Here is an 11,236-nt window from a genome sequence, read left to right as displayed (position 1 = left end):
CGACGGCGGCGCCTGAGCAATTGGACTGCTTCTTGAGGCGACCGGCTCAATAGCGTGCCGAGGCCAGGGCCTGCGCTTCTTCGTGCTGGGCCGCGATCTGCTTGCGCACGTCTTCCAGGAAGGCTTTCAGCTCGCCGTTGGCAGCAGGGATCAACTCGGCGTCGAGCTGCTTGAGCGCATCGCCGTGGTCACGCACCACCGCGGCGATGTAGGCGTTCATCAGCGCTTGGTCGTCCTGCTCCTCGCTCAGCGACTTGACCTCGGTCTTGGCCTTGGCTTGCTGCAGGGCAACGCGCTGACCGTCCTTGCTCGCATTCATCGCCTTGGCGCGTTCCTCGATCTGCCGATGCGTCTGCTGCAGCTGGACCGCGAAGTCGCGCAGTGGCCCCTCGATGTTGCGGTCGATGATGATCTGGCTGATCGCGATCTCGGTCTCGGCAAAGGCAGCCACCACCCCCGCGATCTGCGCCGGGTCGCGCGTGGGCTCGCCGGTCTGGCCGGGAATGCTGGCCGTGGTCGGTTCGGGCGAGGGAGCCGGCGCCGTGCGCGAGGCTTCATCGCCGGGCTTGCTGCACGCCCCCAGGGACAGCAGCAGGGCCAGGCTGGTGAGGGTCGAGAACCTGCGCATGGAGACTCCGAAGAAAGTAGGGGGCCACCAGTGTCTGTGCGCAGGTGCCAAAGCGCCGTGAGTGCGGGGCAACCGCGCCGCGCGCATGGCCGTTGCCAGCGCGGCACTCCTCGGCGTCGGCGCAGGCGCGATGTGTTGAGGGCAGGTCAGTAAGCGGGCGCCAGGTTTTCATGCTGCCGGAACGCGCAGGCCAACAGCATCGTTCTCACCATTTGACGGAGGAAACGACATGCACGATCTCAAAGGCAAGACCATCGCCATCCTGGCCACCGACGGCTTCGAACAGTCGGAGCTGGAAGAACCTAAACGTCGGCTGGAAGAACAGGGCGCTACCGTCCACGTGATCTCACCCGACGGCAGCGACAGCATCCGCGGCTGGGACAAGAAGGATTGGGGCAACGCGGTGCAGGTCGACAAGCCGCTGGGGCAGGCCCGTTCCAGTGAGTACGACGCGCTGGTGCTGCCGGGCGGCGTGATCAACCCGGACAACCTGCGGCGTGAGTCCAAGGCGCTGGACCTGATCAAGTCCTTCGCCACCGACAACAAACCGGTGGCCGCGATCTGCCATGGCCCCTGGTTGCTGGTGGAGACCGGCCTGGCCAAGGGCCGCAAGGTGACCTCCTGGGCATCGCTCAAGACCGATCTGGCCAACGCGGGCGGACACTGGGAAGACAACGAAGTCGTGGTGGACGGCAACATCATCACCAGTCGCAACCCCGATGACATTCCTGCCTTCACAGATGCGATTGCCAAGGCAGTCGCAGCCAACTGAGCATCATCCAGGCCCGCCAGCATCGAAGGTTGCTGGCGGGCTGCTAACGGATCCAGAGGCAGCAGCACTGCGATACCACCGGAGAACGACATGCCCGAGGCAAAGACACGGCAGGCGGCCAAGCGCGCCAAGAAGCAAGGCAAGTCCGCCAGCACGCAGGCGGGGGAGTACGTGCGCGAGGAAATCGAACACGTTCGCGAGGGCACGCATGGCGTCAAGAGCACCAAGCAGGCCATCGCCATTGGATTGTCCAAGGCGCGGCGCGACGGGGTGGATGCCAAACCGTCCAAACGCGCAAGCAAGACCGTCAAGAAGAAGGCATCGCAGGACTTGAAGGCCGGCATGCGTACGGCCAAGAAGACCTCTTCCGTCCGTTCCAAGGCCACTAAAAAGGCATTGAACGGCTCCACGACCAAGCGTGCAGCGAAGAAGGCGGTCAGCAAGAAAGCTCTGTCCACGCAGGCCAAGAAGTCTGCCGCCAAGCGAACCCCTGCGGATCGCTCCGCCGCCGCCAAGAAGGCTGCACGTACCAAGGGGCCTACGGCACGCAAGGCGGCCGCGAAGAAGGCAGCCCGGACCCGCAAGGCTGACTGAGCAAGGCAGGCCACGCAGACGACCTGGACGCGTCGGGCAGGCGATCCGCCCGGCGGCAGGGGGCAGGCCTACCCCGTCTGTCGCACGCTCCCCTCGCATGCGTCACCCAATGCAGCCCCTGCGAGTGGGCGCGAGCGTGCCCCATGACATCACTGCGATTGCGAGCCGACCTCTCGCGCCTCGGCACAGCGCGTTGACACGCCATTGCCGAGTATCCGGGTTCCCTTTCGCGACTCAGGCACGACAGCCATGGCAGCCAGCAAGCGCTCCAACCCCGTCCCCCCCACCGCCGCGGGCGGGTCCGATCAGCGCGGCCGGGGCGATGAACTGCACCAGCAGGCAGGTGGCGCGCATCCGCCGCTGACCACCAACCAGGGCATCCCAGTCAGCGACAACCAGAATTCGCTCAAGTCCAGCCCGCGAGGTCCGGTGCTGCTCGAAGACTTCGTGCTGCGCGAAAAGATCACGCACTTCGATCACGAGCGCATTCCAGAGCGCATCGTCCACGCCCGTGGCAGCGGTGCCCACGGCTACTTCCAGTTGACCAAGTCGCTGTCCAAGTACACCACGGCCCGCATCCTGACCGAGGTTGGCGAGAAGACCCCGGTGTTCACGCGCTTCTCCACCGTCGCCGGTGGTGCCGGTTCCATCGACACGCCGCGCGACGTGCGCGGTTTCGCGGTCAAGTTCTACACCAAGGAGGGCAACTGGGATCTGGTGGGCAACAACATCCCGGTGTTCTTCATCCAGGATGCCATCAAATTCCCGGACCTGATCCACTCGGTGAAGATGGAGCCGGACCGTGGCTTTCCGCAGGCTGCCAGCGCGCACGACACGTTCTGGGACTTCATCTCGCTGACCCCCGAGTCGATGCACATGATCATGTGGGCGATGAGCGATCGCACCATTCCGCGCTCGCTGCGCATGATCGAAGGCTTCGGCGTGCACACCTTCCGCCTGCTGGACCAGGACGGCAAGAGCACCTTCGTGAAGTTCCACTGGCGGCCCAAGCTGGGCCTGCAGTCCACGCTGTGGGACGAGGCGGTGAAGATCGCCGGCGCCGATCCGGATTTCCAGCGTCGCGACCTGTTCGAGGCGATCACCGCCGGGCAGTTCCCGGAGTGGGAGCTGGGCGTGCAGCTGTTCACCGAGCAGGAAGCCGAACGCTTCCCCTTCGACCACCTCGATGCGACCAAGCTGATCCCCGAGGAGCTGGTGCCGCTGCAGATCATCGGCAAGATGGTGCTGGACCGCTGGCCGGACAACTTCTTCGCCGAGACCGAGCAGGTCGCCTATTGCCCCGCCAACGTGCCGCCGGGCATCGACTTCTCCAACGACCCGCTACTGCAGGGCCGGCTGTTCTCGTACCTGGACACGCAGCTCTCGCGCCTGGGCTCGCCGAACTTCCACCAGATCCCGATCAACGCACCCAAGTGCCCCTTCCACAACAACCAGCGCGATGGCCACATGCAGATGAACGTGCCCAAGGGGCGCGTGGCCTACGAGCCGTCCTCGCTGCAGGGCGATAGCCCTCGCGAAACCCCCGCCGGCTTCCGCAGCCACGCCACGGCCGATGACGGCATCAAGGGCCGCGTGCGCGCGGAAACCTTCGCCGATCATTACTCCCAGGCGCGCCTGTTCTACCGCAGCCAGACTGCGCCTGAGCAGGCGCATATCGCCACCGCGCTGGTGTTCGAGTTGTCCAAGGTGGAAACGGCGCATGTGCGCGAGGCGGTGGTGGGGCAGCTGCGCCATGTGGACGCCGAACTGGCCCAGCGCGTGGCCGACGGGTTGGGGATGGAAGCCCTGCCGCCGGCCCCCGCCGCAGCCGTGGCCGCGCAGGACATGCCGGCGTCGCCGGCCCTGCAGATCATCGGCAAGATGAAGCCGACCCTGCAGGGACGGGCGGTGGGCATCCTGGTGCATGACGGATCCGATGCGGCCACCGTCAAGGCCCTGCGCAAGGCAGTCGAAGGCGCGGGCGCGACCTGCAAGCTGGTGGCGCCCAAGCTGGGCGTGAAGCTCTCCGACGGCAAGCGCCTCACCGCCGACGGGCAGCTGGCCGGCACGCCGTCGTTCGTGTTCGACGCGGTCGCCGTGGTGCTGTCGGCCGATGCCGGCAAGGCCCTGGCCAAGGAGTCGGCGGCAATCGATTTCGTCAGCAACGCCTGGGCGCATCTGAAGGCCATCGCCAGCGATGCCGGCGCCCAGCCGCTGCTCAAGGCCGGCAATGTCGGCAAGGACGCGGGCATCGTCGCCGCCAGCGAGGCCAAGGCCTTCGTCGAAGCGGCCAAGACCCGCCAGTGGGCGCGTGAGCCGAAGCTGCGCCTGCTCGCCTGAGCCGCTGGTGATGCCGGGCCCGATGCCGTGACAGGCACCGGGCCCGCGCAATCAGATTGTCGCCACGCGCCGCACGTGATGTGCGGCGCGTGTTCGTTTGCAAGGTCGTGGACTTCGATGCCGCAGCTGCTGCGTTGCGGAACCAGCAGGGCTCATGAGGATCTAGAACCAGCGTGCACTGCAGCGCGCAGACGCGGTAGGCCCATGTCGATCTTGCCGCAACGCACGATGCAGCTGCACGCGCGGTACACGCACCAGCGCCTAAGGTGCTGCCGCGTTCGCCGAAGAGTTGGATTTATGCCGTACGAGCCCTCGATCGAGGACCGCCTGTTCCGCCGTGGGGTCACTGATGGAGAAGTCCGGCAGGCGATGGATCTGGTACGCGAGTACCTGGAAGACAATGTCGATCAGTCCGGAAGCGACTACGAATGGTGGGTGCGCTTCGAGGAGTTCTTCACCGAGCTGTGCCGGCCGCTGTCGATCCCGCAACTCGACGCGATGGAGATCGCCGCCGACTCGATGCTTGTCCACCTGGGGCTGCCGCCGTGGAGCATGGCCAGGATCGGCCTGGCCGTCTCGCGCAAAGGCGTGGCCGATCCCGACCCGGTCGACCAGGGAAGCGGCAATCCGCGAATGACTCCGGAAAGTTAAAAGCTAGGTTGCTCCAATCTGCTGCGATGCTCGTAGCCGGATTGGCCAATCCCCGCAGGACATTAGCGCGCGCTTGAGGGGGGGGCTCGAATAGCGGGTCCGCGCCACAGTTGAGCCAAGTGAAGATGGCCCTGTGGGAGCGGCTTCAGCCGCGAAGAGGCTTTCCCGGTAGAGCCTCTTCGCGGCGGAAGCCGCTCCCACAGAGAGCTTGCGGTGATTTCGAGTCGCTATGGCCCGCTGGCCTCGCTCGAAGGCTTCAATGCCGCACGCCTGGAGTGGAACACCTTCGCCTCCTGCGGCTTGATGAACAACGCGGTCAATTCGGGATACTCGCGCTTGGCGGCCGCCTCGATCCGGGTGATGCAGGCCTCGATCTGCGGGGTGGTCAGCGCGTCCTCAAACTCGGCGCTCAGCATCGCCACCACCTGGCGCGGACCCATCTGCATGGTGGTCACGCCATTGGCCTTGCCCAGGTCGGGGTCGGCATTGGCCAGCGCCAGGATCCGCTCGGCGATGCGCGGGTGCGCGGGCTCGCCGATCAGCAGGCCCTTGGTCTCACGCGCCAGCAGGAACGCGGTGAGGGCCAACACCGCGGCGATGCAGAGCGAGGCCACGCCATCGAGCATCGGCATCTCCAGCAGCTGCGCCAGCAGCAACCCTGCCAGGGCGAAGCCGAGCCCGAGCAGGGCGGCGCTATCCTCCAGCAGCACGGTGAAGGTGGTCGGGTCCTTGCTGCGCCTGAAGGCCTCGAAATAGCCCAGGGCGCCCTTGCTCGCGCGAAACTCGCGCAAGGCGATCCACCAGGACGTCCCTTCAAAGAGGATGGACACGCCCAGCACCGAGTAGCTCACCAGATGATCGGTGGCCGGCGCAGGGTGGCGCAGATGCTGGATGCCTTCATAGGCTGACACGCCAGCACCGGCGGCGAACACCAGCAGGGCCACGATGAAGCTCCAGAAGTACAGCTCGCGGCCATATCCGAAAGGGTGGGTGAGATCCGGCCGCTTTTCCGCCCGGTGCATGCCGTAGAGCAGCAGCAACTCGTTGATGGTGTCCACCAGCGAGTGCACGCCCTCGCTCAGCATCGCCGAGCTTCCGGAGATCCAGGCCGCGACGAACTTGGCCACCGCGATAGCCAGGTTCCCCGCCAGCGCGGCATAGACAACCAGGCGCGAGCCGCTTGGCTTGGACATCGATTCGGGCACTCGAAGCATGGGGGGAGGGACGGATGGTGGGCCATGCCCCGTCTCTGGCGCGTGGATTCTCGAGGGAGCGGGCACGGGCCGGAGCGCCGAGATGCAAGCGAAAGATGCCAGCGATGTCCCCACCGTTGCGGGGCCCGGCGTTACGTCCCCGACACGATCGCCCACGAAGCCGTGCACGCCGACCTTCCGCACCACGCGCTTGACTGTCGGCCCATCGCCTCACGTCCGCGCTCGTCCTGGAGCTGGACGGCGGGCTGCAACCACACAGGAGACTGTCATGACACGTTTGATCCCCCTGGGTGCACTGATTGGCTTGGCGATCGCAACCCAGGTCCAGGCGCAGCAAGCGCCGCCGGCGCAGAACACGCAGGCCCCAACCTCGCAGAATTCACCGACTTCCATCGGGCCGGACCCGTTCCGAGCCCACGATGCCAACGTGAGCCCAAGGGAGCGAGCGGAAGAGGGCGCCAAATCGGACGCCACGCGGGACGCCGCTACTGATGACGCCAAAAGCAAGGCTCAGGGTGGGAAACGGACGCAGGGTCGATGCGACTCCATCGACGGAGGCGGAACGGCACCGCAGCGCTCGGATGCGTGTTCGAATAGGCCGCCTGCAGGCACAGGTGCTCAGGACCCTCCGCCCGTCGTGGGCGCGGGGACAGTTGATAACTGATGCTGGGCGATTACAAAAGGCCTGACGCTTATCCATAGACACCCGGTTTAACGGGAGCTTTGGCAAGGCTCTCAGTGGTCAATCAACACGTAGTGATGCGGCTACCGTTGTTCATGCCTGTCCGAGGTAACGCGGCTGCAGCGTGCCACATGGTGACCACTTAGATCCTCCAAGCGCTCGGACCTCTTGAACTCGCAGCTCTCAACTGAGCAACGATTGTCCGATTCTCGGGGCCGAGCGTTGGCAGCCGCGGACAGATTGAGTGAAGACTCCGGGCTTCACACCAGCAACGCTTTGAACAACGGCTAAAAAAAGAAACGGAGATCGGCAACACCGGTCGCTTCGCTGCCATGAATACACGGTTGACGCTTAGTTCGTGTAGATAGCAAACGCACCTCGATTTCATCCAATAACTGGTGCCAACAACTGGTAGCAGTGACAACTCGCTCCTTTGAAGCGGGTAGCCTTGCGTGGGGGCGTGAGGAAGGACGTAGAAGTTTGAGATTTTGTGATTGACATCAAGTTAATTCTGCGTGAAACTATCGCGTAATTGCTACTGCATAGCAGGGACGTTATGCCACAGGGGACAGCTGCTCTCGCACTGGTGAGCAGCGATAGGGATAGTGGGCTCGGAGAGCGTCCGGGTCTGGCATTGAGCGGGCTAGTTCTGTTGGCCCAGTTCCATGGCCTTGCTGTCGACGCGGCGCAGCTTGCGCACGAATTTGGCCGCAGCGGAGAGGATTTCGACGAAACCGCATTGGTTCTCGCTGCGCGAAGGCTTGGGCTCAAAGCCAAGATCGTCACACCATCGCCAAGGCGACTTGGGATGGCAGTGCTACCAGCGTTGGCCTGGGGCAAGGACGGCAAGCCCTTCCTGATTGCCAAGATCCAGGGTGAAAAAGCGCTGATCCATGATCTGGAAGAGCGCCGCGCCAGGTCATTGGCATTGTCCGAACTCGAAGAACGCTTCGCTGGACGACTTTTGCAGGTGACTTCGCGGGCATCGGTGCTAGGGCAGCTGGCCAAGTTCGATTTCAGCTGGTTCGTGCCTGCGATCATCAAGTACCGCAAGCTGTTGGGTGAGGTCTTTGTCGTTTCGCTCTTCATCCAGCTCCTGGCGCTTGTCACCCCCTTGTTCTTCCAGGTCGTGATGGACAAGGTGCTTGTGCACCAAAGCCTGACCACCCTCAATGTAATCGCCATCGGGCTGGTTGCGATCGCGCTCTTCGATGTCGTGCTCAGCGGCCTTCGCACCTATGTGTTCTCGCATACGAGCAGCAAGATCGATGTCGAGCTTGGGGCACGGCTCTTCCGTCACATCATGGCGCTGCCCTTATCCTACTTTGAGTCCAGGCGTGTCGGTGAGACCATCGCGCGCGTTCGCGAGCTTGAGAACATCCGGGGATTTCTGACAGGCCAGGCGCTGACCTCGGTGCTGGACCTGCTCTTCACGGTCGTCTTCCTCGCCGTGATGTTCTGGTACAGCGACTGGCTCACGCTCATCGTGCTGCTGTCGCTTCCGATCTATGCGGCGATTTCCGCGCTGGTCACGCCAGTTCTGCGGAAGCGACTCAATGAGAAGTTCGCCCGGGGCGCCGAGAACCAGTCCTTCCTGGTCGAGGCCGTGAGCGGCATCGGTACCGTCAAGGCCTCCGCGGTCGATACCCGCGCCACGCGCACCTGGGACAACCAGTTGGCCGGCTACGTATCTTCCGGTTTCGCGGTTACACGGGTGGCGACCCTGGGGCAGCAAAGCGTCCAACTGGTCCAGAAGCTTGTCGGTGTGGCGATTCTGTTCTTTGGTGCGAAGCTGGTGATCGAAGGAAAGCTTTCCCTTGGACAGTTGATCGCGTTCAACATGCTCTCCGGGCAGGTATCGGCACCGATCATCCGCCTGGCGCAGCTCTGGCAGGACTTCCAGCAGGTTGGTATCTCGGTCGAGCGTCTAGGGGACATCCTCAATACCCGCACCGAAGTTCCCGGCTCTCGCTTGGCGCTGCCGCCAATCAAGGGCACCGTGCGCTTTGAGCGAGTCCATTTCCGCTATACGCCGGATACGCCCGAGATCCTGCATGGGATCGATCTGGAGATCGCCGCGGGCGAAGTCATCGGCGTCGTGGGGCGCTCAGGCTCAGGCAAAAGCACGCTCACCAAGCTCGTCCAGCGGCTCTACACGCCTGAGCGAGGGCGGGTGCTGGTCGACGGACATGACTTGTCCCTGGCTGATCCAGCCTGGCTTCGTCGCCAGCTTGGCGTGGTGTTGCAGGAGAACTTTCTGTTCAACAGAAGCGTGCGGGAGAACATCGCGTTGAGCGACCCCGGCATGCGTTTGGAGCGTGTCATCCATGCGGCAAAGCTCGCGGGCGCTCATGACTTCATCATGGAGCTTCCCGAGGGCTACGACACCATGGTGGGAGAGCATGGGGCGGGCCTGTCGGGTGGTCAGCGCCAGCGCGTGGCGATCGCCCGGGCCCTGATCACCGACCCGCGCATCCTGATCCTGGATGAAGCAACCAGTGCGCTCGATTACGAGTCCGAGCATGCAGTCATGAGCAACATGCACGCGATCTGCAAGGGAAGGACGGTCATCATCATTGCGCATCGCCTCTCCACGGTTCGCCGCGCCAACCGCATCGTGGTAGTGGAGAAGGGCCAGATCGTGGAAATGGGGTCGCACAATGAGCTTGTCGATCGCCCGGACGGCCACTACGCGCGTTTGCACAAGTTGCAGATGGGGACCGTATGAAGCACGTCGTGGAAGGTTTGAAAGATTTCGCCTTGCGCTACGGCAAGGTGTTGTCCGCGGCCTGGTCCAGGCGCCAGGAAATGGATCCGCCCAAGCGGGAGGCGGACGAGTTGGCCTTCCTGCCCGCGCACCTGGAGCTGATCGAAACGCCTGTGTCGCCGACGGCACGCTGGACGATGCGCATCATCGTCGCACTCTTTTCCGTTGCTTTGATTTGGGCATGTCTTGGCAAGATCGATATCGTCGCCGTGGCTCCGGGGAAGACGGTGGTCGACTCCCGAACCAAGGTAGTGCAGCCGGCGGAAGCGGCCGTCGTTCGGCGCATCCTGGTGAGGGACGGTCAAGAGGTGAGGGCGGGGCAGGCCCTGATCGAGCTGGACCGCACCGCTGCGGGAGCCGAGCTGGCGCAATCCGATGACGCCTTGATCACCGCGCGCTTGGCTGCTGCGCGTCTGTCGGCCCTGGCCAAGGCGTTGGATGTCGGCATTTCGCCGAAAGTTGTCGAACTGCCAGGGATCACACCGGAGCGCTTGGAGGCCGAGCAGGCCCTGGCAACTAGTCAGTTCGATGCGCTTCTGGCGAAGCGGCACGGATTGGAAGCAGCCATCGCGCAGCGCAAGGCCGAGCTTCGGACGACGGCAGACGCGATCGCACCCCTGGCTGAATCAGCCCGGATCTCAAAGGTTCGAGCTGATGACTATGCGAGCCTGCTCGAAGGAAAGTATGTCGGCCGTCACGACTACCTGATGAGGGAGCAGGAGCGCATCGCCGCGGAAAGCGACTTGGCAACCCAGCGCAATCGACTGCAAGAGATTCGCTCGTCGTTGAGTGCTTCCGAAGAAGAACTGCGCATCCTGGTCGCCGATTTCCGCCAGCAGACGCTGGATGGGCTGCGCGAAGCCCAGGCCCGGATCGCACAGGCCGTCCCGGAGCTTGAGAAGGCAGGACTTCGTGATCGCCTGATGACGCTCCGCGCGCCGGTTGACGGCACGGTCCAGCAGCTTGCCATCCATACGGCTGGAGGTGTGGTTGCGCCCGGCCAGGAGCTGCTGGCCATCGTTCCGGATCAGGAAGCCCTGGAAGTAGAAGCAACGGTTCTGAACAAGGACATTGGCTTCATCAGGGCCGGCCAGGATGTCACCGTCAAGGTCGACAGCTTCCCCTACACCCGCTACGGCTACATCACCGGAAAGGTTGTCAGCATCTCGCGCGACGCCGCGCAGGACGAAAACCTAGGACTGGTATTTCCCGCACGTATTCGCCTGGATCGCTCGAATCTCAACATCGATGGCGTCGATGTCAAGTTGACCGCCGGCATGAGCCTGACGGCAGAGGTGATGACGGGCGAGCGTCGGATTGTTGACTATTTGCTAAGTCCGTTCAGGAGAGGCGCTGCCGAGGCGATGAGGGAGCGCTAGGAAAATCGCGGAGATTTGATCCTATTGCATCTCAGGGATGTTGATTCAGCGTAGAATTATTTTATGTAGTTAATCCGCTTTTTTCATATTGCATCTGTAGCGCGGGTGCCCGGTGCGGGGATAGCTCAAGGGAAGGTCCGAATATGGTAGGCATCGCAAATCGAGTGCTCCTAGTTTTTATTTCTATTTTGTTTTCCGTGCCGCTTGCG

8 protein-coding genes are annotated in these 11,236 nt (G+C 63.5%); 6 read left to right on the top strand and 2 right to left on the bottom strand.

Going from position 1 to position 11,236, the window contains the following annotated elements; genetic code table 11:
* Nucleotides 1–46: 46 nt before the first annotated feature.
* The gene (locus tag EPA99_RS17300; protein WP_164978694.1) at nucleotides 47–628 is read right to left on the bottom strand and encodes a DUF4142 domain-containing protein; all 582 of its coding nucleotides are present in this window, start codon (nucleotides 626–628) and stop codon (nucleotides 47–49) included.
* A 229-nt stretch (nucleotides 629–857) separates the two neighbouring features.
* Between EPA99_RS17300 and EPA99_RS17295 the strand changes: the two genes are divergently transcribed.
* From EPA99_RS17295 to EPA99_RS17280, 4 genes are all read left to right on the top strand, one after another.
* Nucleotides 858–1,400, top strand: coding sequence for a type 1 glutamine amidotransferase domain-containing protein (locus tag EPA99_RS17295; protein WP_129472507.1), 543 nt, complete (start codon nucleotides 858–860; stop codon nucleotides 1,398–1,400).
* A 90-nt stretch (nucleotides 1,401–1,490) separates the two neighbouring features.
* The gene (locus EPA99_RS17290; RefSeq protein ID WP_129472506.1) at nucleotides 1,491–1,994 is read left to right on the top strand and encodes a DUF6496 domain-containing protein; all 504 of its coding nucleotides are present in this window, start codon (nucleotides 1,491–1,493) and stop codon (nucleotides 1,992–1,994) included.
* Nucleotides 1,995–2,243: 249 nt separating this feature from the next.
* Nucleotides 2,244–4,334, top strand: a complete 2,091-nt coding sequence (locus tag EPA99_RS17285; protein ID WP_129472505.1) for a catalase — start codon at nucleotides 2,244–2,246, stop codon at nucleotides 4,332–4,334.
* 297 nt (nucleotides 4,335–4,631) lie between these two features.
* The gene (locus EPA99_RS17280) at nucleotides 4,632–4,985 is read left to right on the top strand and encodes a hypothetical protein (protein ID WP_129472504.1); all 354 of its coding nucleotides are present in this window, start codon (nucleotides 4,632–4,634) and stop codon (nucleotides 4,983–4,985) included.
* Nucleotides 4,986–5,212: 227 nt separating this feature from the next.
* Here the strand turns inward: EPA99_RS17280 and EPA99_RS17275 are convergent, their stop codons facing one another.
* Nucleotides 5,213–6,178, bottom strand: coding sequence for a cation diffusion facilitator family transporter (locus EPA99_RS17275; protein ID WP_129472503.1), 966 nt, complete (start codon nucleotides 6,176–6,178; stop codon nucleotides 5,213–5,215).
* A gap of 1,259 nt (nucleotides 6,179–7,437) precedes the next feature.
* On the opposite strand from EPA99_RS17275, the gene EPA99_RS17270 reads away from it, so the two are divergent.
* Nucleotides 7,438–9,609, top strand: a complete 2,172-nt coding sequence (locus EPA99_RS17270) for a type I secretion system permease/ATPase (RefSeq protein ID WP_129472502.1) — start codon at nucleotides 7,438–7,440, stop codon at nucleotides 9,607–9,609.
* Nucleotides 9,606–11,027: an HlyD family type I secretion periplasmic adaptor subunit gene (locus tag EPA99_RS17265; protein ID WP_129472501.1), complete on the top strand. Its 1,422-nt coding sequence runs from the start codon at nucleotides 9,606–9,608 to the stop codon at nucleotides 11,025–11,027. Before EPA99_RS17270 ends, EPA99_RS17265 begins: the two co-directional genes overlap by 4 nt.
* Nucleotides 11,028–11,236 lie beyond the last annotated feature (209 nt).

The organism is Pseudoxanthomonas composti (genome assembly GCF_004122095.1).
Classification (GTDB): Bacteria; Pseudomonadota; Gammaproteobacteria; order Xanthomonadales; family Xanthomonadaceae; genus Pseudoxanthomonas_A; species Pseudoxanthomonas_A composti.
Note: the sequence above shows the minus strand (reverse complement) of the source record. Positions and strands in the feature narration are given on the sequence as shown.

Bases quoted from the DNA above. Each gene is read 5' to 3' on its own strand.
- EPA99_RS17300 (WP_164978694.1), bottom strand. From the start codon at position 628: ATGCGCAGGTTCTCGACCCTCACCAGCCTGGCCCTGCTGCTGTCCCTG.
- EPA99_RS17295 (WP_129472507.1), top strand. From the start codon at position 858: ATGCACGATCTCAAAGGCAAGACCATCGCCATCCTGGCCACCGACGGC.
- EPA99_RS17290 (WP_129472506.1), top strand. From the start codon at position 1,491: ATGCCCGAGGCAAAGACACGGCAGGCGGCCAAGCGCGCCAAGAAGCAA.
- EPA99_RS17285 (WP_129472505.1), top strand. From the start codon at position 2,244: ATGGCAGCCAGCAAGCGCTCCAACCCCGTCCCCCCCACCGCCGCGGGC.
- EPA99_RS17280 (WP_129472504.1), top strand. From the start codon at position 4,632: ATGCCGTACGAGCCCTCGATCGAGGACCGCCTGTTCCGCCGTGGGGTC.
- EPA99_RS17275 (WP_129472503.1), bottom strand. From the start codon at position 6,178: ATGTCCAAGCCAAGCGGCTCGCGCCTGGTTGTCTATGCCGCGCTGGCG.
- EPA99_RS17270 (WP_129472502.1), top strand. From the start codon at position 7,438: ATGCCACAGGGGACAGCTGCTCTCGCACTGGTGAGCAGCGATAGGGAT.
- EPA99_RS17265 (WP_129472501.1), top strand. From the start codon at position 9,606: ATGAAGCACGTCGTGGAAGGTTTGAAAGATTTCGCCTTGCGCTACGGC.